Genomic DNA, 22,984 nt, shown 5'->3' on the forward strand with positions numbered 1-22,984 from the left:
AGGTTAGACGACGCGCGTGAGAGCGTGTCCGCGCGGCGTCACTCGTCGTCCCGCGCCCACCGCGGCAGCCAGCGCGACGTGAGCGTCGCCAGCTCCGCCTCGCTCAGGGCGGGGCGGTCGTAACGGCCTGCGGCCAGCCGCTGGCGCTGCGCCTCGAACAGGATCACGGCGGCCGCCACGCTGACGTTCAGGGACTGGACCATCCCGAGCATGGGGATGATGACGTGCTCGTCGGCCAGGGCCGCGGCCTCCGGGCTGACGCCCTCCTTCTCGTTGCCGAGCAGCACGGCGCAGGGGGAGGTGTAGTCGACGGTGCGGTAGTCCACCGCCTGCTCCGACAGGTGGGCGGCGAAGACGCGCATGCCGGAAGCCTTGAGCGTCGCGACCGCCGCGGCGACGGAATCGTGCAGCACAAGCTCGACCCACTTGTCGGCGCTGGCGCTGGTGGCGCTGAAGGTGGCCACCCCGCCGGTCGGCTTGACGGCGTGGACGGTGCCGATCCCCACCGCGTCGCAGCTCCTCAAGATGGCCGAGAGGTTGTGCGGCTTGTGCACCTCCTCGGCCAGGACGGTGAGGTCGGGCTGGCGCTTGGCGAGCACGTCGTGGATGCGCCGGCGGCGCCGCATGGTCATGAGGAAGAGGATAACCGTAGGGGTGCGGGGTATCGTCGGCGGATGTCGACGCACAAGGTGAGGGAGTACCTGAGGCGCTTCGGGAAGGCCGACGCGGTCATGGAGTTCACGGATTCGAGCGCCACCGTCGCGCTGGCGGCCGCGAAGGTCGGCACCGAGCCGGCGCGAATCGCCAAGACGCTCGCGTTCTACGATCCCACCGACCCGGCGCGCGCCGTCCTGGTGGTCGCGGCCGGCGACGCCCGGCTGCACAACGGCTCGTTCAAGCGCGCGATGGGCGGCAAGGCGCGCATGCTGGCCGCCGCCGACGTCGAGCCCCTCACGGGCCACCCGGTCGGCGGCGTGTGCCCCTTCGCCAACCCCGCGGGCGCCAGGGTGTTCCTCGATGAGTCGCTCAAGAGGTTCGACGTCGTCTACCCGGCGGCGGGCACGGCGGCCTCGGCCGTGCCCATGACGTGCGCCGAGCTGGAGGAGGCGTCCAACGCGCTGGGTTGGGTGGAGGTCACGAACGGCTGGCGCGACGAGGCGCCCGCCGGCGAGCCGGAATCCGACTCGACCAAGCGGTAGACGGCGCCCCGCGCGAAGTCCGCCAGGTAGAGCTCGCCCGCTGCGTCCTCGCCGAAGGTGCTGATCATCATGCCGGTTTCGAGGAGCAGGGTGGGCTCCCACCCGTCGGCCTCGGCGGTGCGCCAGACCTGGCCGGTCATGAAGTCGCCGAACACGTACCTACCCACCAGCCCGGGGATGGCTTGCCCCCGGTAGACGTAGCCCCCGGTGACCGAGCCGCGCTCGGCGCCGTGAGGGTAGGCGAGGACGGGCGCCACGAACCGCGCCGCGTCGCACTCGCCGGAGGCGTGGCAGCGCGGCCCCTCCATGTGCGGCCAACCGTAGTTCTCGCCGCCACGCGCCGTCGCCGCTTGACGGTCGATCTCCTCCCACGAGTCCTCGCCAACGTCGCCGAGGTACAGGTCCCCCGTCGCGCGGTCGAACGACAGGCGCCACGGGTTGCGTAGGCCGTACGCCCACACCTCGCCGCGAGCCCCGGGGGTGCCGACGAACGGGTTGCTCGTAGGGACCCGGTAGGTGGCGGTCGAGGCGACGTCCAGGCGCAGGACCTTGCCGAGCAACGAACCGAGGTCCTGACTGGCGGTGCCACCCGTCGCGTCGTCGCCGCTCGTCACGTACAGGTAACCGTCGGGACCGAAGGCGAGCTGGCCGCCAACGTGCCACGTGCTCCGCCGCGCGAACCGAAGGATCACGGTGCCGGACCCGACGTCCGCGACGTCCGGGTCGTCGGCAAGCGTCCGGTAGCGGGCGAGGACAGCGGCGCCCTCGGAGTCCGTGTAGTAGACGTAGAACTCCCGGCTCGTCCGGTAGTCGGGCGCGAAGGCGAGTCCCAGGAGCCCCCGCTCGTCCTGGGTGCTCACGACGGCCGTCAGGTCGAGGAACGGGGTCGGGAGGAGGGCTCCCGCCGCGATCACCCGCACGCGCCCGGACTTCTCCACCACGAAGAGCCGGTCGTCGCCCGCGTGCGCGATGCCGAGCGGCCCGGTCAGGCCGGAGGCGACCTCCTCGAGGCGGACGCCGCCCATGGGGGGTGGCGGCGGAGGTCCAGGCGGGTCCGGCGGCCCCGGCGGCGTCGGCCTGACGGTGGCGTCGCAGGCGAACAGGGCGAGAGCCAGCGCGAGCAAGAGGAGGTGCGGCAGGAGCGGGCGCGATGAGCGCGGGGCCGGCGTTCGTTTGGAGCGAGGGTAAGTCGGCTTCATCGACCAAAGGATGACGCCGAAACGCCCGCCGGGCAAGCCCCGGTCGTGCCCGGCGGGGTCGGCTGTGTGGCCGCCGGGCCCTTCCGCCATCACGCTTGACGCCCTCGCGCAGCGGGCGATATCATCGCTTTCGCCTCGTGAACGGCTTCGCCTGCGTTCACAAGACCCTCGCCGAGGTGGCGGAATCGGTAGACGCGCCAGCTTGAGGGGCTGGTGGCCGCAAGGCTGTAGGGGTTCAAGTCCCCTCCTCGGCACCAAGCATGCAGCGCGCCGCCGGAACGGCCCCACGGGCCGGCCGGCGGCGCTCGTTCGTCGTCTCGCCGGCGCGCCCCGGGCGCTCGGGACGGGGCCGGCGGCTCGCGCCTAGGGTGGGCCGGCCGGCGTGACGGGCCGTGATAGCTTGGCGCATGCCCCGCCAACGCTCGTCCCCGGCAGCCGGTGCCGCCGTCCCCGGCGGCGTGTCCGGGGAGGCGCCGCCCCGCTCGTTCCCCTTCCCGGCCTACCGGCCGGGGCAGGCGGAGGCGCTCGCGCGCGCCCGGGGGGCCTTCGCGGGCGGCAAGCGCTTCGTGGTCGTCGAGGCGCCCACCGGGGCGGGCAAGAGCGCCATAGCGGTCACGCTCGCGCGCGAGGCCAAGTCGGCGTTCGTGATCACCAACCAGAAGATCCTGCAGGACCAGTACGTGCGCGACTTCCCCGACCTCGCCCTGCTCAAGGGCCGCGCCAACTACGAGTGCCTGGTGGCACCAACGCACGCCGGCGCCGCGCCGTGCACGGTGGGCCTGCGCTTCCCGGCGTGCGACGCCTGCCCCTACTTCACGGCCAAGGACGTGGCCATGGCCGCCAACGTCGCCACGCTCAACTACGCCTACTTCCTCGCCGAGCTCAACTACGCGGGCGGCTTCGCGCCGCGCGAGCTCCTCGTCCTCGACGAGGCCCACAACGCGGAGGGCGCGCTGATGGGCTTCGTGCAGGTGGCTTTCGCCGAGGGCGCTCTGCAGCGGGCCGGTCTGCCGCGCGCCCTCCCACCCGACCTGGGCGACGAGCTGGCGTTCGAGTTCGCCGAGCTCCTCCTGCCCGAGATGCGCCGCCGCGCCACCGAGATCGAGCGAGCCATGAAGGACGTGGCCGACGAGGACGCCGCCGTGCAACAACTCCGCGTGAAGCAGTGGCTCGACTCGCAGGCGGAGCGCGTGGCGCTGCTGCTCGACAGTCACGAGGCCGGCGAGGTCGAGTGGGTGGTCGAGCGGCGTCGCGGCGCGGAGGGCGCCACGCTCGTCTTCAAGCCCGTCGAGGTGGCGGCGCTCGCCGAGCCGTTCCTCTTCCGGCACGCCGACCGGGTCCTGATGCTCTCCGCCACCATCCTCGACGCGCGCACGTTCCTTCGCGGCCTCGGCATCGATCCGGCGGAGGCCGAGGTCGTCGGCGTGCCGTCGACGTTCCCGCCGGAGAACCGCCCCATCGTCGCCCTCCCCGTGGCGCGCCTCACCCGCCACTACCTCGACCGCGACCTGCCGCGCCTCGCCCGCGCGGTCGACGACCTCGCGCTGCGGCACGCCGACGAGAAGGGCGTGGTGCACGCTCACTCCTACAAGATCGCCTCGTTCATCGCCGCCAACCTGAGCGCGGAGGTCGGCTGGCGAGTCGTCACTCACGTTGACGCCGGGGGCCGCGACGCGGCCCTGGCACGGCACCTCTCCGCCCCGGAACCCACGATCCTCCTCACCCCGAGCATGACGGAGGGCATCGACCTGGCCGAGGACCTGGCGCGCTGGCAGGTGCTCTGCAAGGTCCCGTACCCCTACCTGGGCGACAAGCAGGTGGCGGCCCGCATGGAGCGCGACCGCGACTGGTACGAGTGGCGCACGACCCTCAGCGTGGTGCAGGCGTACGGCCGCAGCGTGAGGAGCGAGACCGACAGCGCCGTCACGTACCTGCTCGACGCCGACTTCCCCGCCTTCATCCGGCGCCAGCGCGGGCGCCTGCCGCCCTGGTTCCTCGAGGCGCTCGACGAGGGCGCCGCCGTGGAGCGTTACGCCGACTACTGAGCGCCGAACGGCAGGGCCGTGTGGCGCTCCAGGTTGGTGCGGAGGACCATCGTCGTCTCCGTGCGCTCCACGCCCTCGGTGGTGAAGAGCCGGTCGAGGAAGGCGTCGAGCGCCACGGAGTCGGGCACGCGCACCTTGGCGATGAACGAGTAGGTGCCCGCCACGGCGTGCAGCTCCTCGATCTCGGGGAACTCGACGAGGCGCTCCACCAGCCGTTGGGCCGGCTTGCGCGGCTGCGGCACGATAGCCACGAAGGCCGTGATGGTGAGCCCCACCGCCGCAGGGTCGATCTCCGCGTGGTAGCCGCGGATCACGCCGGCCTGCTCGAGCTTCTTGACCCGCTCGCCCACGGCGGGCGCCGACAGGCCGACGGCCTTGGCCACCGAGGCGTGCGAGGCCCGCCCGTCGTGCAGCAAGATGTCGAGGATGCGCCGGTCGACCGCGTCGAACTCCATGCTGAGGCGGAATCTATCACGCCCGGCGCGCCCTGGTATCCTGCCGTGTGCGCGTACTCTTCGTGGGCGACGTGTTCGCGACCCCCGGCATGCGGGCGGCCCAGGCCTACCTCGCGCTGGTGAGGGACGACTACGACCTCGTGATCGTCAACGGCGAGAACGCGGCGGGCGGTTTCGGCATCACCCGCAAGCACTTCGAGCAGCTCAGGGCGGCCGGCGCCGACGTGGTCACCCTCGGCAACCACACCTTCGACCAGCCCGACACCGCCGAGCTGCTCGAGGGCACCCCGCGCCTGCTGCGCCCCGCCAACTACCCGCCCGGCACGCCCGGCCTCGGCTGGTCCACGTTCGAGGCGCGGGGCGGGGAGCGCGTCGCCGTGGCGCAGCTCATGGGCCGCGTGTTCATGGAGGCGCTCGACGACCCGTACCGCGCCGCCGATGACATCCTCGAGCAGGTGGGGGAGGGCGTGCCCGTCATCGTCGACTTCCACGCCGAGGCCACCAGCGAGAAGAAGATCATGGGCTACCACCTGGCAGGCCGCGTGAGCGCCGTCCTCGGCACCCACACGCACGTCCCCACGGCCGACGAGCAGCTGTTCAAGGGCACCGCGTACATCACGGACGTCGGCATGACCGGCGTGCAGGCCTCCTCGATCGGGCTGGCGTTCGAGGAGGTCCATAGGCGCTTCGTCACGAAGCTCCCCACGCGCTACCGCCCGGCCGAGGGCGCCGCGACCGTGAACGCCGTGGCCCTCGAGCTGGACGGCGCGCGCGCCGTGAGCATCAGGCGCCTCAGCTGGGAGCACGGGAGGCGGCAGGCATGACGCGCCAGGACGACCTGTTCGGGCTGCTGGCGAACGACGTCGACTTCCTCGCCACCGCGCTGGGCGACGTCCTGAAGGAGCTGGAGGGCCGACGCCTCTTCGAGTTGGTGGAGCGGGTGCGCCACCTCACCAAGGGCCTGCGCGCCGGCGGCGGCGCCGACGCGGCGCGCGAGCTCGACGAGCTCCTCGCCTCGCTCGACACCGCCACCGCCGAGAAGCTGGTGCGCGCCTTCACCGTCTACTTCCAGCTCGTGAACCTGGCGGAGGAGGTGCACCGCGTGCGCGTCAACCGCCACCGCGAGGCGGGCGCCACGCTCGACGAGCCGCGCAGCGAGAGCCTCGCCGCCGCCATCAGGGAGCTCGAGCGCCGCGGTTGGACGCGCCAGGAGACCGCCGACTTCCTCCGTGACCTCGACCTGCAGCTGACCGTGACGGCGCATCCCACCGAGGTGAAGCGCTACACGGTGCGGCTCAAGATCGAGAGGATCGGCGAGGCGCTGCGGCGCCTGCAGGAGGTGGAGCTGGCGCCGCGCGCCGCGCGCGAGCTCCGCGAACGCATCTACGCCGAGATCGCCACCCTGTGGCTCACCCGCGAGGTGGCGCCCGACCGGCCGCAGGTGCTCGACGAGGTGAAGAGCGCCCTCTACTACTTCAGGCGGTCGCTGCTCGAGGCGGTGCCCCGCATCATGGCCGACCTCGAGGAGGCCCTCGCCGACTACTTCCCGGACGCCAACGACCAGGGGCACCTAGGACCCGCCCCGGAGCCGCCAACGCCGCTGCTGCGCTTCCGCTCCTGGATAGGCGGCGACCGCGACGGGAACCCGTACGTGACGCCGAGCGTGATGCGGGAGGCGTTCGAGCTGCAGGCGGGCGTGGCCAACGAGGCGTACGTGGCCGACGTCGAGGGCTTGGTCCAGCGCCTCTCCCAGTGGGAAGGCCGCACCATGCTCACGGACGAGTTCCGCACGGCGCTCGAGGCGCGGGACGCACGGGCGGGCGCCACGGCGCGCTTCGAGGGGGAGCCGTACCGCCGCTGGCTCGAGCACCTCTTCGTCGCGCTGAAGGCCGAGGGCGAGGCGCCCGGCGCCTACCCGGGCGGCGCCGCCGGCTACCGCGCGGACCTCGCCCTCTTGGAGGCCGCCCTGCGCTTCGGACACGGCGCGCGGCCCGCCGAGGCGTTCCTGCGCCCGGCCATGCGGCGCGCGGCGGCGTTCGGCTTCGTCCTCGCCCCGCTCGACGTGCGCGAGCACAGCACCCAGTACGAGGCGGCCATGACGAGCGTGCTGGCCGCCGCGGGCGTCCACCCCGACTACGCCTCGCTGCCGGAGCGTGACCGGGTCGAGGTGTTGGCGCGGGAGCTCGCCTCGGCGCGTCCGCTGCTGGCGCCGGGCGCGGCCGTCAACGCGGAGGCGGAGCGCGCGCTGGCGTTCCTGCGCGAGTTCAGGCGCGTGGAGGAGCAGCTCGGGCCCGACGCGCACGGCAGCACCATCGTCAGCATGACGGCCGGCGTCTCCGACGTGCTGGAGGCGCTCCTGCTGGCCAAGGAGGCGGGCGTGACGGCCATCGAGGCCACCCCGCTGTTCGAGACCCTCGCCGACCTCGAGGCCGCCCCCGGCATCATGCGCGAGCTGTTCGCCGTCGAGCCGTACCTCGCTCACGTGCGGCGCCGCGGCGTGCAGGAGGTGATGATCGGCTACTCCGACTCCAACAAGGACGTCGGCTTCGTCACCGCCACCTGGGCCCTCTACCGCGCCCAGGACGAACTGGCGGCCGTGTGCCGCGAGTTCGGGGTGCCGCTGCGCCTCTTCCACGGGCGCGGCACGAGCATCGGTCGGGGCGGCGGCCCCGCCGGCCAGGCGCTGTTGGCGCAGCCGCCCGGCACGGTGGCGGGGCGCATGCGCCTGACCGAGCAAGGCGAGGCGCTCGCCGACCGCTACTCGGACCCCGACCTGGCGCACCGTCACCTGGAACAGGTGCTGCACGCCTTCATCCTCGCCAGCGCCGGGGCGCGGGAGGAGTCCGCGGCCCTCGAGCCGCGCTACCGCGCCGCGATGGACGCCGCGGCGGAGGCGGCCATGGCCCGTTACCGGGCCCTCACGCGCGACCCGGAGTTCATGGAGTTCTTCCAGCAGGTCACGCCCATCGAGGAGCTGGCGCGACTCAACCTCGGCTCGCGACCGACGCGCCGGGCGGGCGCACCGACCATGGAGAACCTGCGCGCCATCCCGTGGGTGTTCGCGTTCACGCAGTGCCGGGCGAACCTGCCCGGCTGGTACGGCCTCGGAGCCGCGCTGAGCGCCATCGAGCCCGAGCTGGCGGCCGAGATGTACCGCGCCTGGCCCTTCTTCACCACCATGATCGACTTCGCCCAGATGAGCCTCGCGAAGGCCGACATGCCGATCTTTGGCGCCTACCTGAGCCTGGTGGAGCCGCGCCTGCGGCGCTTCGGTACGCTCATCGAGCGGCACCACGCGGAGACGGTCGCGGCGGTGGAGCGCGTCACGGGCGCGCCCCTCCTCGGCAACGACCCAGTGCTCGCGCGGGCGCTGGTGTTGCGGAACCCGTACGTGGACCCCATCAGCCGGCTGCAGGTCGAGTTGCTCAGGCGCCTCAGGCGTCACCCGCCCGAGGGGCCGGAGGCCGAGGCGCTGGCGTACGGCGTGATGCTCTCCCTGCTGGGGGTCAGCGCCGGCATGCGCAACACCGGCTGAGGCGGTCTCCCGCGGCGCCCACCGACCGTGAGCGCGCGCAACATGGCCACGCGACGCCTCCTGCTACCGTGACCCGAAGGTGGCCGCCACGGCGCTTCGCCCGCGCCCGACGCAAGCTCTCATTGCGTTCATGAGGGCCGCACGTAGCATGGCGACCGATGCTTGACCGCGCAAGGAGCGTGGAATGACTGTCACTGAACTACTCTTGAGCGGCGGCCCCATCCTGGTCGTCATCATCCTGGTCTCCCTGTACGCGGTCTACCTGTTCGTGGAACGTTTCCTGAAGCTGCGCCGCGAGCGCTCCGACACGTCGAGCCTCATGGCGCGCGTGAACGCCGCGGTGCGCGAGCGCGACCTCGAGGCCGCCCTGCACGCCTGCGAGCAGCACGGCGGGCCCGTGGCGCGCGTGCTGCACAGCGCCCTGGAGCGGCTGCCCTACGGCCGACCGGCCGTGGAGGCCGCGTTCGAGGAGGCGTCGCTGCGCGAGGAGCAGGCGCTGACACGCGGCCTCACGCCGCTGTCGATCATCGCCAAGATCGCCCCCATGCTCGGCCTGCTCGGCACCGTCACGGGCATGATCATCACGTTCTCGCAGATCTCGCTGCGCGGTTCCGGCGACGCCTCGGAGCTGGCGTACGGCATCGGCCAGGCGCTCGTGACCACGGCCGCCGGTCTGATCGTGGCCATCCCCGTCCTCGTCGGGCACGGCTACCTGTTCAGCCTCGTCGAGAAGCAGCTCGGCGACATCGACCGCCGCCGCGAGGAGCTGATGGGCAACGTGGTGCAGGCCGTTGCCAACCGGCGCGACGAACCCGCCGGCGCCCCCCGCAGAGCCGAACAGGCGGAGGCGGCGCGCGAGGGGCGCGTCGACGCGCGCCCAGACACGCGGCCGGCCACCCAGGCCTGACCCGTGGCGCGGACCCGCAGGCACCGCCGCTCCGGGCTCGTCCCGGAACTCGACCTCACCCCCATGGTCGACGTGGTCTTCCTGTTGATCATCTTCTTCATGGTGTCGACCACCTTCATCACCGTCGAGTCGGGGCTGCCCGTCGACCTCCCCGACGCGCAGATGTCGGTGGCCGAGCCGTCCAACCTGCCGACCGTGACGGTGACCAAGGACGGCAGCGTCTACTTCAGCGGCGCGCAGGTGCAGGAGGCGCGGCTGGCGGTGCTGGTGCGCGAGGAGATCGACCGCAGCGGCATGACCACCGTTGTGCTCCGCGCCGACCGCGACGTCCCCCACGGCACCGCGGTGCGCATCATGGACCTCATCAAGCAGGGTGGGGCCCAGCGCATCGCCATCTCCACGGGCGGGTGAGGGCGAGGTCGGCTTGAGCGTCACCTCCACCACTCCCCGCGGCGAGGCGGAGGCCCCGTTGTGGCGCGACCCCGACAAGCGCCGCGCCCTCGCCGTGTCGGTGACGCTGCACATGCTCGTGCTGCTGCTCGCCCTGCTGGCCGGCCTCCGGCCGCGGGCCGAGGAGAAGCCCACCTACATCGTCATCGACGTCGGCACGCCCGCGCACGCGGAGGAGACGACGCTGGCGGCCACCGCCGAGAACCCGGCGCCGCCCACGCCGTCGCCGCAGGTGGCGTCCGAGACGATCGGCGCGCCGCGCGACCTGGCCGCCCCGCAGACCGAGTCGACCGCGCCTGAGGAGCGCGAGGTGACGGTGCAACCGCCGGCCCCCGCCGCCCCGCCAGCGCAGGCGGCCGCGGCGACGCCCGAAGCGACGGCGGCAGACGTGCCCGTGCCGCCCCTCGCGGTGCCGCAGGTGACGGAGGCGAGCCCTCCCAGCGAGGCGCTGCCGCTGGCCGAGGCGCCAGCCACGCCCCTGCCGGAGATCGACCCCGTGGTCATGACGCCGCGGCCCCTCGCCGACCCGGTCGTCCTCGCCGTTCCGCCCGTCAGCGCCACCGTGGTGGAGGCGCGCGCCATCGCGGCGCGACCCACCGCCACGATCAGCCAGGCGCGCGACCTGGCTCCGCCCAGACCGGAGGCGAACGTCGCGGCGCCCCGCGAGGTCACCGCGCCCGCCGTGAACGCAACGGTGGCGCAGGCCGTGGGCCTCGCCTCGCCGAACGTGCAGGCGTCCGTGACGGCCGCCCGGCCCCTCGACTCGCCCGCCCCGACCGCCCAGGTGGCGGCGGGCACCGCGCTCAGCACCGATGGCGTGAGCGCCAGCGTGGCCGGCACGCGGCCCCTCGCCGCACCCAGCGTGACGGCGCAGGTGGGCGCGACCCGCGACGTGCAGGTCGTCCCGCAAGCGGTGGTGGCGCAGGTGCGCGACGTGCCCGTGCCGGCGCTGCGCGCCGACGTGCTGGCCCCGACCACCGCAGCGGGGGCGCCACGCGGGGACGGCACGCGTCAGGGCGACACCGACGTGCAGGCCACCGCCGTGAGCCCGCTGACGCCGGGCGGCAACGCGGCCACGGCCGGCCAGACGGGGCCCCTCGACCCGAACGCGACCGCCGACGGTCGCGGCCGGGCGGCCGGGCCTGACGGGGTGGGGGAGGGCACGGGCGCGCCGCTGCAGCAGGCGCGACTGCCTTACAGCTTCCAGCGGCAACAGCCCCTCGCCGTGCTCGTCGACAACGTGGGTGGCTACCCGCAGACGGGCCTGCGCGAGGCGAGCATGATCGTGGAGATGCCGGTGGAGGGTGGCCTCACGCGGCTGATGGCCATCTTCGACGACGACTTCCCCAGGCGGGTCGGGCCCGTGCGGAGCGCGCGCGACTACTTCGTCGAGCTGGCGCAGGCGAGTCACGCCGTGCTGGTGCACGACGGCGGTTCTCCGGGCGCGCTCATCGCCATAGCCAACTCGGTGCTGCCCACGCTCAACGCCTACAACAACGGTGCGCTGTTCGCGCGCGACGACGGCCGCAAGGCGCCTTACAACCTCTACGGCAGCGGTGGCGACCTCCGAACGGCCATGTTGCGACTGGTGCCGGAACGGTCGAGGCTGGTGTCGGGCAGCGTGTTCGGGCCCACCGCCGCGGCCGACGAGGTGACGGAGGTGAGCGTCAAGTATAGCGGCGCCTACACGTCGGGCTTCAGGTACGACGCGGTCCTGGGCAACTACCGCTGGGTGCGCGACGGCACGCCCGCCAACCACCCCGACGGTCAGCTGATGCTCTACGACGCGGTCCTGGTGGGGAGCATCACGGCCCGCCAGCTGCCGGGCGACACCGAGGGGCGCCTCTACATCCCGCTGCAGGCGGGTGACGCCACGCTCTACCTGAAGGGGCGGGCGCAGCGCGGCACCTGGTTCGTGAGCCAGGGAGTGGGCGTGAGCTTCAGGACCTCGGAGGGTGAGGTGGTCGACCTGGCGCCCTTCAGGACGTGGGTGATGCTCACCCCCACGTACGACTCGCGCGTGGAGGAGTGACGCGGGCGCTAGGGCGCGTCACTCGGCGCTGAGGCGCGGCACCAACTCGTCGAAGTAGAGGCCGTGCAGCCGCAGGCGGTAGTCGGCGTTGCGCACGTCGACCTCCAGCCAGGCGTACTCGTCCCTGTGCCCGTTCGTGTCGAGCAGCAGCGCGCGACCCTGCGACGCCACGTTCACGCCGGCCCGCACGGGCGTGTGGCCGTACACCCCGAGGCGGTAAGGGGTGCCCTCCAGGAAGTCCCGGTCCTCCTGCAACCAGCGGCGGCGGTTCTCGAGGTAGAACGCCTGGTCGTACGTGTTGTGTTCGGGAAGCGGACCAACGTGCGCGAAGTGCAGGCCCTCGATGGCGATGTCGTGCGGCCAGGAGAGGATCCACGCCTGCAACTCAGGGTCGAGGTCGGAACCGTGCCCCGGCTTCCACTCGAGGTGCGACACGTCGTCGGTGCGCAGCGGGCCCTGCCCCGGGGTGGCCGCGTTGAAGTCGTGGTTGCCGAGGAGGATGGTCATGTTCCCGGCAGGCACGCGCTCCTGGAACCCCTTAACCTCGCGCAGGAAACGCACCTGCAACGCCTCCGCGCGCTCGAGATGGCGGGGGTTGTACTCGTCGTAGCGCCGCACGTTGATCATGTCGGCGTAGCGTTGGCGGCTCTTGGCGTGGACGAGGTCGCCGAGGAGCACCAGCTTGGTGGCGTCGCCGCGAAGCTCGTCGGTTGGACGGTTGTGCTCGTCGGCCAGGCCGGCCTCGCGCAGCATGCGCCACAGCTTCTCGGCCTGCACGTGGATGTCGCCGATGACGACGATGCGCACTCGGTCAGCTCACTTCGCGGGCGTCAACGGGAGGCGTGCGCCTCGAGGTAGGGCAGCGGATCGACCATCTCGCCGTCGACCCTCATCTCGAAGTGGAGGTGCGAGCCGGTGGAGTTGCCGGTGCTCCCCACCAGCGCGATGACGTCTCCCGCCGCCACCGCGGTGCCCTCGGCCACCTCGATCTTGGAGGCGTGCCCGTAGTAGTACTCGGTGTTGCCGTTCGTGACGATGACCAGGTTGCCGTAGCCGCCATGCCAACCGGCGAACGTGACCGTGCCGGGAACGGCCGCCCTGATGGGGTCGCCCGTGTCGCCGTCGATGTCGAGGCCGGTGTGGAAGTTGCTGCCGTTGACCCGCAACTGGCGGTAGCCGAAGCGCGAGGTGATGGTCCCGACGATGGGCCAAAGCATGGCGCCCTCGGCCACGAGGGGCCTGACGGCGGGCGCCTCGACCTTGGCGACCGTGGCCGCGATGTCCGCTCCAGGGAGGATGCGCAGTTCCTGACCCACCACGAGCGCGTCGCCCCTGAGGGAGTTGGCGCTCTTGAGGGCGGCGACCGAGCTGTTGTAGCGGCGCGCCAGCGACCACAGGGTGTCGCCCTTGCCGACCACGACGGTCATGGGGAGGGGGCCACCAACGTCAGTGTCGAGGCCGGCGTACTGGCCGGGTATGGTCAGCTGGTCGCCCACGCGCAGGATGGCGCTCTCGGTGATGCCGTTGGCCGCCGCGATGGCCGCGACCGTGCTGTCGTAACGCCTGGCCAGGACCCAGAGCGAGTCGCCCACGTTCACCTTGACCACCAGCGGTCCGGGCACGGAGTCGCCGGCCAGGAGCTTGAGCTCTTGGCCGGGGTGGATGAGCGTGCCGTCGAGGTCGTTGAACGCGATGAGGTCGCTCACCGACACGCCGTTGGCGAGCGCGATGTCGTAGAGCGTGTCCCCCGCCCTGACGGTGACGGTGGTGGGGGCGGGGAGCGCCTCGTCCTCGCCGGGGACCGTCAGGACCTGCCCTGGCCTGATGGCGTCGGTGGCGAGGTCGTTCATGCTCCTGATGGTGGCAACGTCGGTGCCCTCGCGCTGCGCGATGGCCCAGAGGCTGTCGCCCGGCTGCACGGTGATCGTCTTGGCGGAGGCCGCTGCGGTCCCCAGGACGACCACTGCGAGAAGGGTACGGGCGAGGCCATGTGATCGCATCGTCGCCAAATCTACCAGAAGCGGCGCTGCGCGGAACGGGGAAAAACCCGCATCCGCACACAGCCGTCACGGCGGGAGCGTGGCGAGCGTGCTTAGGAGGTGGTCCGCGCGCCGTGCCAGGCGCGCGGGAGGGAGCCGAGCGGCCGGCACCCGCCGGGCCGTTGCGAGGGAGGGGGCGGGTGCCGAACGGTCAGTCGCGCGGGTCCAGCACGAGGTCGCGTGCCAGGCGGGAACCGAGCTCCAGCTGGATGAGGCAGTAGCGCTCCGTCTCGATGGCGGTGCTCGAGTCGTGGATGATCTTGCACTCGAGTAGACGAGCTTCACGAAGCAGGACGGCAGTGGGTTGGGCGGTGATGTCGTCGTTCATCCCTGGCTCCTAGAGGACCGTCGAGGTTGCGGTCGCCTCAGCGCGCCTCGGCGCGCGCCGGCTGTGACGCCAAGCTACAGGAGCCGTTCTTACGGGACTCTCAACCGCCACGCGGGGAGCGAAAGTCAGTCGGCGACCACGCGCGTGCCGCCGCCCGCCAGCGCCCGCGCCACGCCGCCTGGGTCGCGCCCGTCGGCCACCACGGCGAACGGCGCACCCAGCGCCAGCGCCGTCAGGGCCGCCTCCACCTTGGGGATCATGCCGCCGGCGATGCGCCCATCGGCCACGCGCCTCTCGGCGTCGCCGCGCGTGAGGCGCGGTAGGAGCGTGGCGGGGTCGGCGGGGTCGTCTAGCACGCCAGGCACGTTGGTCAGGAACAGCACGCCCTCCCCGAGGGCAGCGGCCACCGCCCCCGCCGCCTCGTCGCCGTTGACGTTGAGCGGCGCCCCGGCCGCGTCCACCGCCAGGCACGCCAGCACCGGCACCAGTCCGCCGGCGCGCACGGCGCGCACCGCCCGGAGGTCGACGCTCGTCACGCGCCCCACCAGGCCGAGTTCCGGGTCGCGCACCCGCGCGGTGATGGCGCCGGCGTCGCGGGCCGTGAGGCCCACCGCCGGGCCGATCTCCTGCGCCAGTTCCTTGCCTAGGAGCGTGAGGACGCGTTCGATGACGACCATCGACTCGGGGCTCGTCACGCGCAGCCCACGCACGAACGAGTGGGCGAGCCCGGCCGCGTCGAGGGCGGCCTGGATGAACGGGCCGCCGCCATGCACCACGACGGGCGGCGTGGCGTGGGCGGACATGGCCCGCAACCCGGCCGCCACGGCGCGGCGCGTGGCGGGGTCGGTCATGGCGTTGCCGCCGTACTTGATGACTAGGCTCACGCCGACAAGTCTATGTGGCGGGCGGCGCGAGGCGCCAGCGGGTGTTACATTGCGTCAGGCACGCACGCGCCGCGTTCCGCGCGGCGGGCGGCCGGCGCCGTAGGGGGTACGCGGATGGGCCTCGAGGCTGGCGAACTCAAGTTCGGGACCGACGGTTGGCGCGACGTCATCGCCGACCGCTTCACGTTCGCCAACCTGGGCCGCGCCGCCCAGGCCTACGCTGAACACCTGCTGGCGGGCGGCATGTCGCGCGTGCTGGTGGGCTACGACACGCGCTTCCTGGGCCGGCGTTTCGCCCTTCACGTCGCAGACGTCCTCGGCGCCAACGGGTTGAGCGTCGCGGTGAGCACGGAGTACCTGCCGACCCCGGTCCTGTCGTTCGCCGTCAGGCAGGATGGCGCCGACGGCGGCGTGATGGTGACGGCCTCCCACAACCCCGCCGAGTACTCGGGCTTCAAGCTCAAGGGGAGCTACGGGGGCGGCGCGTCGGACGCCACCTACCGCGACGTCGCCGAGCGCGTGCGGGGCGTGGCGCCGGAGCGGGTGGCGCGGGGCGGCCGGCCCGGCGCCGCGCCAGAGGAGTTCGACGCCCGCGAGGCCTACTACGCGGCGCTCGACGCGCTGATCGACGTGGAGGCTCTTAGGCGCTCGAGCGTGCGGATCGTGCACGACGCCATGGGCGGCGCCGGCGCCGGCTGGTTGGCGCGCTACTTCGCGAGCCGTGGCATGGGTGAGAAGCTGATCGAGCTGCGCGGCCGTCCCGACCCGCTCTTCCACGGGGTCAACCCGGAGCCTATCTCCGCCAACCTCGCCGCGACGGCCGCGTGCATGGCCGCGGCGTCCGCCGAGGGGGTCAGCTTCGCCGTGGCCACCGACGGCGACGCCGACCGCCTTGGCGTGGTGCTGCCGGGTGGGACGTACTTCGACTCGCACCAGGTCTTCGCGGCGCTGCTAGACGACCTTCACCGGCGTGGGGAGCGGGGTGCCGTCGTCAAGACCTTCACCGTCAGCCGGGTGGTGGAGCGGCTGGCGGCCGCGCGCGGCCTGCCGGTCGTCGAGACGAAGGTGGGGTTCAAGTACGTGGTCGACGCCATGCTGGCGGGCGGCGTGCTGATAGGGGGCGAGGAGTCGGGCGGCATAGGCGTGAGCGCACACCTGTTCGAGCGCGACGGGTTGGCCAACGCCCTGCTCCTGGCCGCCGCAGAGGCCAGCACGGGCGTGCCCCTGGCGGAGCGCTTCGCGGCGCTCGAGCGGGAGGCGGGGTGGCGCCACGCCTACGACCGGCTCGACCTGCACCTTGACGCCGCCGCGGCGAGCCGCGCCGCCGCGGCGCTGGACGACCCGCCGGCGGCGCTGGCCGGGAGGCAGGTGACGAGCGTGGAGCGGCTCGACGGCACGAAGCTCAACCTGGGCGACGACGCCTGGGTGCTCGTGCGCGGTAGCGGCACGGAGCCGCTCGTGCGCGTCTACTGCGAGGGACCCGACGCCGCCGCCGTGCGCGCAACGCTGGCGGCGGTCAGGGAACTCATCCTGGGCCCGGGCGGCGCCTAGAGGGCCAGGAACGCCTTCGGGCTCTTGGACAGCACCTCGCTGCCGCTCTCCGTGACCACAACGAGGTCCTCGATCCTGAGGCCCGTGAAGCCCGCGCGGTAGACGCCCGGTTCGACGGTGACGACCATGCCGGGCCGCAGCACCGTGTCGCTCTTCTGGCTGAGGCGCGGCTCCTCGTGGATGACGAGGCCCGTGCCGTGGCCGAGCGAGTGCGTGAACTGCTGCTCGAGCCCGTGCTTGGCGAGTACGTCGCGCGCCACCTGGTCCACCTCGCGGCCCGTGCGCCCCGGCGCCACGGCGCCAAGCGCCGCCTCCTGGGCCTCGAGCACGGCGTCGTACATGCGGCGCTCCTCGGCGCCAACCTGGCCGATGGCGACGGTGCGCGTCATGTCGGCGTGGTAGCCGTCGACGACGGCGCCGAAGTCGAGCGTCACGAGCTCGCCGGCGGCGAGCGGCTTGTTGGAGGCGACCCCGTGAGGCATGGCGCCGCGCACGCCGCTGGCGACGATGGTCGAGAAGGCGGGGCCGTCCGCGCCGTGCTGGCGCATCGTGCGTTCCAGCACGAGCGCCACCGTCACCTCGCTGACGCCGGGCGCCATGACCTCCGTGGCGGCGGTGAAGGCGAGGTCGGTGAGGTGCGCGGCGCGCCGCAGGGCCGCCAGCTCGCTCTCCGACTTGATCACGCGCAGCTCCGAGAAGACGGCGCCGAGCAGCGCCGGTTCGTGCCCGAGGCGCTCGGCGAGGCTCCGGTAGCGGCTCACGGTGACGTGGTCGCCCTCGACCGCGAGCCGGCCGCGCCCGCCGGCCAGGCGCGCGACGACGGCGTCGTCGATGCCGGCCACGATCTCGACGGGGATCCCCACCTCATCGGCCGCCTGCGCCGCGTAGCGGCTGTCGGTGAGGAGGGTGGCGCCGACGCCGGGCACGACGAGCACGGCCCCGTCGTCGGGCGCGGAGAAGCGCGACAGGTAACGGACGTTCGCGGGCTTCGTCACGAGTAGCGCGTCGGCGCCCGCCGTCTCGAGGCTGCGCGCCAACGCCTCGAGGCGCGGCGCGATCTCGGCTCGCCAGGTGGCGGTGTTCACGCCGCCGCCGCGATGGCGAGGTAGTCGTCGAGCTGGAGGCTGGCGCCCCCTATGAGGCCGCCGTTCACGTCGGGTTGGGCCAGCAGCTCGGCGGCGTTGCCGGGTTTCATGCTCCCGCCGTAGAGGAGGCGCACGCCGTCCGCCACGGTGGGCAGGAGGCGGCGCAGCAGGCGGCGGATGGCGGCGCCCATGGCGGCGGCGTCGGCGGCGGTGGCGGTGAGGCCCGTGCCGATCGCCCAGACCGGCTCGTAGGCCACGACGAGGGCGGCCGGGTCGGCGGGCGCGAGCCCCTGCAGGGCCCGCTCGACCTGCCCGAGGACGACCTCCTCGGCGCGCCCGGCGTCGCGCTCGGCGCGCTGCTCGCCCACGCAGACGATGGGGACCATGCCGTGGGCCATGACGCGCGCCGCCTTGGCGTTGACGAGCGCGTCGTCCTCGCCGTGGTAGGCGCGGCGCTCCGAGTGGCCGACCACCACGTAGCGCGTGCCGAGGTCGGCGAGCATGGCGGCCGACACCTCGCCCGTGTAGGCGCCCTCCTCGTGGGCGCTGACGTCTTGCGCGCCGAGCGCCACCTGGGTGCCGAACGCCAGGCTGGTCATGGCCGGGAGGTGGGTGTAGGGGACGATGAGAGCGAGCTCGCCCGCCTCGACCGGGGCGCGGTCTAGGCGGGCGAGGAGTTCGCGGGTCCAGGAGACGGCTTCCGACGGGAGCCGGTTCATCTTCCAGTTGCCGGCGATGAGGGGCTGCGGGCGTGACATGCGCCGAGGATACCGCAGCTTCCTCGCGCCCCGACCGGCGGGCTGGGTCAGGCGCGCACGCCGCTGCCCGGCGCCGTGCGGCGCTTGCGGCGCGGCTTCTCGTCGGGCGCCGGTCCCTCCTCGCCGCCCGGGTCGGCGGGCACCAGCGCCTCGAGGGCGGCGAGTCCGCCGACGAGCGCCACGTCGAGCACCTGGTCGAGGTCGGCCACGGGGTGCATGGTGAGGGCCTTGGTGAGGTGAGCGCCGATGTCCTTCATGTCGGCCTCGTTCTGCGTGGGGAAGACGATGTGCTTGATGCCCGCGCGCTTGGCGCCGAGGATCTTCTCCTTGAGGCCGCCGATGGGCAGCACGCGCCCGCGCAGGGTAATCTCGCCGGTCATGGAGACGTCCTTGCGGACCGGCACGCCGGTGAGGGCCGACAGGAGCGAGGTGGCGAGGGCCACGCCGGCACTGGGGCCTTCCTTGGGGGTGGCGCCGGCGGGGATGTGGATGTGGATCTCGGAGTCGTCGAGGAGCGACTGCTTGATGCCGAAGCGCTTGGCGTTGCTCTTGGCGTAGGTGAGGGCGGCGCGGGCCGACTCCTTCATCACGTCGCCCAGTTGGCCCGTGAGCACGAGGCCGCCCTTGCCGGGGGTGACGCTCGTCTCGACGAAGAGGATGTCGCCGCCTACCGGCGTGTAGTACATGCCGGTGGCCACGCCGACGAGGTTGTCGGCCGCCTCCGATTCGGGCGTGAAGCGCTGGGCGCCGATGTACTGCTCGAGGCTGCGCTCGGTGAGGCGCACGCGCTTGGCCTCGCCGTCGGCGATGCGGCGGGCGGCCTTGCGGGACAGGGTGCCGATGAGCCGCTCGAGGTTGCGGACGCCGGCCTCGCGCGTGTACGACGCGATGACGCGCGCGATGGCGCCGTCCGTGAAGCTCACCTGGCCGGGCTTCAGGCCGTTCTCGACGAGCTGCCTTGGCACCAGGTAGCGCTTGGCGATCTCGAGCTTCTCCTGCTCGATGTAGCTGGAGAACTCGATGGCCTCCATGCGGTCGAGGAGCGCCTCGGGGATCTGCTGGGCGTAGTTGGCGGTGGCGATGAAGAGGACCTCGGAGAGGTCGAACGGCACGCCCAGGTAGTGGTCGACGAAGTTGGAGTTCTGGGCCGGGTCGAGGACCTCGAGGAGGGCCGAGGAGGGGTCGCCCTGGTAGGAGACGCCCAGCTTGTCGACCTCGTCGAGGAGGAAGACGGGGTTCTTGGCGCCCGCCTGCCGGATGCCCTGGATGATGCGACCCGGCATGGAACCGATGTAGGTGCGGCGGTGGCCGCGGATGTCGGACTCGTCGCGCGCGCCGCCGAGGCTGATGCGCACGTACTCACGGCCGAGGGCCTTGGCGATGGACTGCGCGATGGACGTCTTGCCCACACCGGGAGGGCCCGCGAAGAGGAGGATGGGGCCCTTGTTGACCTCGAAGGCGTCGAGCTCGCCCTTGGCGGCGCGTTCGCTCTTGAGCTTGCGCACGGCGAGGTACTCGAGGACGCGGTCCTTGACCTTCTCGAGGCCGTAGTGGTCCTCGTCGAGGATCTCCTCGGCCTTGGCCATGTCGAGGCGGTCCTCGGTGCGGACGTTCCAGGGCAGCTCGACGATGGTGGTGAGGTAGGTGCGGATGACGGAGGCCTCGGCCGAGTCGGGGTGCATGCGGCTAAGGCGGTTGAGCTCGCGTTGCGCCTCCTTCATGACGGCCTCGGGGAGCTCGAGGGCGGTGAGCTTCTCCTTGAACGCCTCGACCTCGTCCTCGTCCTCGTCGGAGCCGGACAGTTCCTTCTGGAGGGCCTTGATCTGCTCGCGGAGGAAGTACTCGCGCTGGTTGCGGTCGATCTCCTCCTTGACCTCGCGCTGGAGCCGGCGCTGCGTCTCCTGCAGCTCGATCTCGGTGTCGATGAGGAGCAAGACGCGCTTGATGCGTTCGGCGACCGTGGCCGACTCCAGGACGGCCTGCTTATCGGCGAGCTTGAAGTCGAGGTGGTAGGCCACGTAGTCGGCGAACTGTCCGGGGTCTTCCAGGTTCATGACGAACTGGGCGACCTCGCTCTGGACGGCGCGGCTGCCGTTCTCGACGAGCTCGCGGAACTTCTCCTTGAGCTCGCGGAAGGCGGCCTCTAGCTCCACCGGGTCGCCGGTGGGCACGTCGAGCGGTTCGACGAGCGCCTCGATGACGTCACCGCCCACGTAATCCAGCACCTTCACGCGCGCGAACGCCCGCACGAGCATCTGGATGCTCCCGTCGGGGTTCTTCTTCATGCGCATGATGTTGCAGACCGTGCCGACCTCGAACAGGTCGGTCGGTGCGGGTTCCTCGACGTCGCGGTCCTTCTGGCTCACGATGACGATGGTGCGGTCGCGGTCGAGCGCGGCATTGATGGCGCGGATGCTCACGGGCCGGCCCGCGTCGATGGGCATGACCATGGTGGGGTAGAGCACGGAACCGCGCACCGGACAGACCGGGATGGGGGCCGTGAAATCGGTTCTGGTGGCGACCTCTGCCATGCTGGTCTCCTAGTGGCGGCCCCTGGGGCCGGTGGGGTTGTCTTGGGCGTTCGTGCCGCTACTCGCCGCGGCGGCGTGTGTGGGGGGCGGTAGTTGAGTCAAAGTAGCTCAAGTTTACTGTTTTGTGGAGGCTCAGGATGTTAGTGGGCGACACCGAGCCGAGCGGGCGCGGTCCCCGATTCTACACGCTGGCGGCGCACCTGGACGCGTGTGGTAGCGTTACGCGGTCATGACCGACGTGATCTCCGCCCTGCAGCACGCCGTCGAGGAAGCCGCGGGGTCCCTCGGCGCGGCCGGCGCCGCCGTCCTCATCCAGGAGGTCCCCGAGGGGCGCGCGGGCGATTACGGCACCCCCGTCGCGTTCACGCTCGCGAAGGCGTTGGGTCGCAACCCGGCGGCCATAGCCGCCGAGCTCGTGGCGACGTTGCGGTTGCCCGAGGGCGTTGCCGGCGCCGCCGCGGTGGGCCCTTACATCAACTTCGAGATGGAGCCGGCCGCCTTCGTGCGCTCCGTCTGCGACGGCCCGCGCGAGGCGCGTTCCGAGCGCCTCAAGGTGGTGGTGGAGCACACGAGCGTCAACCCCAACAAGGAGGCGCACGTCGGGCACCTCCGCAACATCGTGCTGGGCGACGCCACCGCCCGCATCCTCCGCGCCGCCGGGCACGACGTGGAGGTGCAGAACTACATCGACGACACCGGCCGGCAGGCCGCCGAGAGCATCTTCGCCGTGACCTACTTCGGGGCGCGCTACGGCACGGAAGGCGGCCGCAAGTACGACCACTGGCTCGGCGAGCTTTACGTTCGCCTCGCGGGCGCCAAGGAGACGGACGGCGACGCCATCGAGCGCGGCGTGACGGAGGTGATGCACCGGCTCGAGCGGGGCGAGCTCCGTCACGAGATCGAGCGGGTGCTGAACTCGCAGCTCCAGACCTACCACGCGCTCGGCGTCGATTACGACCTGCTCGTGTGGGAGTCCGACATCGTGCAGGGCGGGCTGTTGCAGCAGGGCCTCGCCGTCATGGAGGCGAGCCCCTTCGTCAGTCGGCCCGAGACGGGCAAGTACGCCGGCGCGCTGGTGATGGACGTCAGCGAGATCATGCCGGGCCTGGAGGAACCCAACGTGGTGCTCGTGCGCTCCGACGGCAACGCCATGTACGTGGCCAAGGACATCGGCTACCAGTTCTGGAAGGCCGGCATCTTCGAGGGGCTCACGTTCGAGCGTTACGCGGTCCAGCCGAGCGGCAAGCCGCTCTACACCTCCAGCCAGAGCGGCACGCTACACCCGGACGGGCGCTCGTTCGCGCACGCCGGCGAGATCATCAACGTCATCGACGTGCGCCAGACCCACCCACAGACCATCGTGCGCGCCGCCCTCGCCCTCTCCGGCACCCCCGAGGGGCGCGCCGCCTACGAGAACTCCCACCACCTCGCGTACGAGGTCGTGACCCTCGAGGGCCAGGCCATGAGCGGCCGCAAGGGCATCACCCTCTCGATAGACGAGGTGGCGGAGGAGGCCACGCGCCGCGCCCGCGCCGTGGTGGAGGAGAAGAACCCGGGCCTGGCCGACGTCGACAAGGTGGCGCGCCAGGTGGGCATAGGCGCCCTGCGCTTCGGCATGCTCAAGAACGAGGCCAGGAAGGTCATCGACTTCCGCTGGGAGCAGGCGCTCTCCCTGCAGGGCGACTCCGCTCCCTACGTCCAGTACGCGCACGCGCGCGCCTGCAGCATCCTGCGCGCCGCTGCCGCCGAGGGCGTGGACGTGAGGGCCGCGCGCGCCGGCGCCGACTTCACCCAGCTGGGGCCCCTCGAGGTGCGGCTGTCGCGCGTGCTGAGGCGCTTCCCGGACGTGGTCGAGGCGGCGGCGGCCGCGCTGGCGCCGCATCAGGTGGCGCAGTACGCCCTCGACGTGGCCACCGCCTGGAACGCCTACTACAACCACAAGGACGAGAACGGCAGGCCCGACACGCAGGTCATGCGCGCCGGCCC

General features: G+C 72.3%; 18 protein-coding genes and 1 tRNA gene. 10 read left to right on the forward strand and 9 right to left on the reverse strand.

The window, feature by feature from the left end:
• Positions 1-38: 38 nt before the first annotated feature.
• Positions 39-632: a tRNA (guanosine(18)-2'-O)-methyltransferase TrmH gene (gene trmH / locus H3C53_07205; GenBank protein ID MBW7916448.1), complete on the reverse strand. Its 594-nt coding sequence runs from the start codon at positions 630-632 to the stop codon at positions 39-41.
• A 42-nt stretch (positions 633-674) separates the two neighbouring features.
• On the opposite strand from trmH, the gene H3C53_07210 reads away from it, so the two are divergent.
• The 3 genes from H3C53_07210 to H3C53_07220 all read left to right on the forward strand — a co-directional run bounded on the left by H3C53_07210 (position 675) and on the right by H3C53_07220 (position 4,443).
• Positions 675-1,199 (forward strand): YbaK/EbsC family protein, encoded by a 525-nt coding sequence (locus H3C53_07210; GenBank protein ID MBW7916449.1) that lies wholly within the window; start codon positions 675-677, stop codon positions 1,197-1,199.
• A 1,369-nt stretch (positions 1,200-2,568) separates the two neighbouring features.
• Positions 2,569-2,655 (forward strand) — tRNA-Leu (locus tag H3C53_07215).
• A 150-nt stretch (positions 2,656-2,805) separates the two neighbouring features.
• Positions 2,806-4,443 carry an ATP-dependent DNA helicase gene (locus H3C53_07220; protein ID MBW7916450.1) on the forward strand — a complete coding sequence of 546 codons (1,638 nt, stop codon included), beginning with the start codon at positions 2,806-2,808 and terminating at the stop codon, positions 4,441-4,443.
• Here H3C53_07220 and H3C53_07225 read toward each other — a convergent pair.
• Positions 4,437-4,898, reverse strand: a complete 462-nt coding sequence (locus H3C53_07225; GenBank protein ID MBW7916451.1) for an Lrp/AsnC family transcriptional regulator — start codon at positions 4,896-4,898, stop codon at positions 4,437-4,439. The two genes, H3C53_07220 and H3C53_07225, sit on opposite strands and share 7 nt — an antisense overlap.
• Positions 4,899-4,945: 47 nt before the next feature.
• Between H3C53_07225 and H3C53_07230 the strand changes: the two genes are divergently transcribed.
• The 5 genes from H3C53_07230 (at position 4,946) to H3C53_07250 (ending at position 11,822) form a co-directional block, all read left to right on the forward strand.
• The gene (locus H3C53_07230; protein ID MBW7916452.1) at positions 4,946-5,722 is read left to right on the forward strand and encodes a YmdB family metallophosphoesterase; all 777 of its coding nucleotides are present in this window, start codon (positions 4,946-4,948) and stop codon (positions 5,720-5,722) included.
• Complete coding sequence (gene ppc, locus H3C53_07235) at positions 5,719-8,433, forward strand: phosphoenolpyruvate carboxylase (GenBank protein MBW7916453.1); 2,715 nt, start codon at positions 5,719-5,721, stop codon at positions 8,431-8,433. Before H3C53_07230 ends, ppc begins: the two co-directional genes overlap by 4 nt.
• 184 nt (positions 8,434-8,617) lie before the next feature.
• The gene (locus H3C53_07240) at positions 8,618-9,340 is read left to right on the forward strand and encodes a MotA/TolQ/ExbB proton channel family protein (GenBank protein MBW7916454.1); all 723 of its coding nucleotides are present in this window, start codon (positions 8,618-8,620) and stop codon (positions 9,338-9,340) included.
• 63 nt (positions 9,341-9,403) lie between these two features.
• On the forward strand, positions 9,404-9,751 hold the full coding sequence (locus H3C53_07245) for a biopolymer transporter ExbD (protein MBW7916455.1): 348 nt from the start codon (positions 9,404-9,406) through the stop codon (positions 9,749-9,751).
• A gap of 13 nt (positions 9,752-9,764) precedes the next feature.
• Positions 9,765-11,822 carry a DUF3048 domain-containing protein gene (locus tag H3C53_07250; GenBank protein MBW7916456.1) on the forward strand — a complete coding sequence of 686 codons (2,058 nt, stop codon included), beginning with the start codon at positions 9,765-9,767 and terminating at the stop codon, positions 11,820-11,822.
• A gap of 18 nt (positions 11,823-11,840) precedes the next feature.
• On the opposite strand, the gene H3C53_07255 is transcribed toward H3C53_07250, so the two are convergent.
• From H3C53_07255 to argB, 4 genes are all read right to left on the reverse strand, one after another.
• Positions 11,841-12,629, reverse strand: a complete 789-nt coding sequence (locus H3C53_07255; protein ID MBW7916457.1) for a metallophosphoesterase — start codon at positions 12,627-12,629, stop codon at positions 11,841-11,843.
• A gap of 23 nt (positions 12,630-12,652) precedes the next feature.
• On the reverse strand, positions 12,653-13,786 hold the full coding sequence (locus H3C53_07260; protein MBW7916458.1) for a LysM peptidoglycan-binding domain-containing protein: 1,134 nt from the start codon (positions 13,784-13,786) through the stop codon (positions 12,653-12,655).
• 226 nt (positions 13,787-14,012) lie between these two features.
• A complete protein-coding gene (locus H3C53_07265; protein MBW7916459.1) occupies positions 14,013-14,189 on the reverse strand; it encodes a hypothetical protein in 177 nt (58 codons plus the stop codon).
• A gap of 125 nt (positions 14,190-14,314) precedes the next feature.
• Positions 14,315-15,073 (reverse strand): acetylglutamate kinase, encoded by a 759-nt coding sequence (argB, locus tag H3C53_07270; GenBank protein MBW7916460.1) that lies wholly within the window; start codon positions 15,071-15,073, stop codon positions 14,315-14,317.
• A gap of 114 nt (positions 15,074-15,187) precedes the next feature.
• On the opposite strand from argB, the gene H3C53_07275 reads away from it, so the two are divergent.
• Complete coding sequence (locus H3C53_07275; protein MBW7916461.1) at positions 15,188-16,624, forward strand: phosphoglucomutase/phosphomannomutase family protein; 1,437 nt, start codon at positions 15,188-15,190, stop codon at positions 16,622-16,624.
• On the opposite strand, the gene H3C53_07280 is transcribed toward H3C53_07275, so the two are convergent.
• The 3 genes from H3C53_07280 to lon are packed head-to-tail and all read right to left on the reverse strand — an operon-like array spanning position 16,621 to position 20,998.
• Positions 16,621-17,661, reverse strand: coding sequence for an aminopeptidase P family protein (locus tag H3C53_07280; protein MBW7916462.1), 1,041 nt, complete (start codon positions 17,659-17,661; stop codon positions 16,621-16,623). The two genes, H3C53_07275 and H3C53_07280, sit on opposite strands and share 4 nt — an antisense overlap.
• A 44-nt stretch (positions 17,662-17,705) precedes the next feature.
• The gene (locus tag H3C53_07285) at positions 17,706-18,467 is read right to left on the reverse strand and encodes a triose-phosphate isomerase (protein MBW7916463.1); all 762 of its coding nucleotides are present in this window, start codon (positions 18,465-18,467) and stop codon (positions 17,706-17,708) included.
• A gap of 47 nt (positions 18,468-18,514) precedes the next feature.
• Positions 18,515-20,998, reverse strand: coding sequence for an endopeptidase La (gene lon, locus H3C53_07290; protein ID MBW7916464.1), 2,484 nt, complete (start codon positions 20,996-20,998; stop codon positions 18,515-18,517).
• A gap of 229 nt (positions 20,999-21,227) precedes the next feature.
• On the opposite strand from lon, the gene H3C53_07295 reads away from it, so the two are divergent.
• The coding region (locus H3C53_07295; GenBank protein ID MBW7916465.1) for an arginine--tRNA ligase at positions 21,228-22,984 on the forward strand (1,757 nt) is incomplete at its 3' end.

It is taken from the genome of Trueperaceae bacterium (genome assembly GCA_019454765.1).
Lineage (GTDB): Bacteria > Deinococcota > Deinococci > Deinococcales > Trueperaceae > JAAYYF01.

Excerpts from the sequence above, each read along its gene's own strand:
- H3C53_07285 (MBW7916463.1), bottom strand. The coding sequence starts at position 18,467 with ATGTCACGCCCGCAGCCCCTCATCGCCGGCAACTGGAAGATGAACCGG.
- H3C53_07210 (MBW7916449.1), top strand. The coding sequence starts at position 675 with ATGTCGACGCACAAGGTGAGGGAGTACCTGAGGCGCTTCGGGAAGGCC.
- H3C53_07275 (MBW7916461.1), top strand. The coding sequence starts at position 15,188 with ATGGGCCTCGAGGCTGGCGAACTCAAGTTCGGGACCGACGGTTGGCGC.
- H3C53_07225 (MBW7916451.1), bottom strand. The coding sequence starts at position 4,898 with ATGGAGTTCGACGCGGTCGACCGGCGCATCCTCGACATCTTGCTGCAC.
- ppc (MBW7916453.1), top strand. The coding sequence starts at position 5,719 with ATGACGCGCCAGGACGACCTGTTCGGGCTGCTGGCGAACGACGTCGAC.
- H3C53_07245 (MBW7916455.1), top strand. The coding sequence starts at position 9,404 with ATGGTCGACGTGGTCTTCCTGTTGATCATCTTCTTCATGGTGTCGACC.
- H3C53_07240 (MBW7916454.1), top strand. The coding sequence starts at position 8,618 with ATGACTGTCACTGAACTACTCTTGAGCGGCGGCCCCATCCTGGTCGTC.
- H3C53_07220 (MBW7916450.1), top strand. The coding sequence starts at position 2,806 with ATGCCCCGCCAACGCTCGTCCCCGGCAGCCGGTGCCGCCGTCCCCGGC.
- lon (MBW7916464.1), bottom strand. The coding sequence starts at position 20,998 with ATGGCAGAGGTCGCCACCAGAACCGATTTCACGGCCCCCATCCCGGTC.
- H3C53_07265 (MBW7916459.1), bottom strand. The coding sequence starts at position 14,189 with ATGAACGACGACATCACCGCCCAACCCACTGCCGTCCTGCTTCGTGAA.
- trmH (MBW7916448.1), bottom strand. The coding sequence starts at position 632 with ATGACCATGCGGCGCCGCCGGCGCATCCACGACGTGCTCGCCAAGCGC.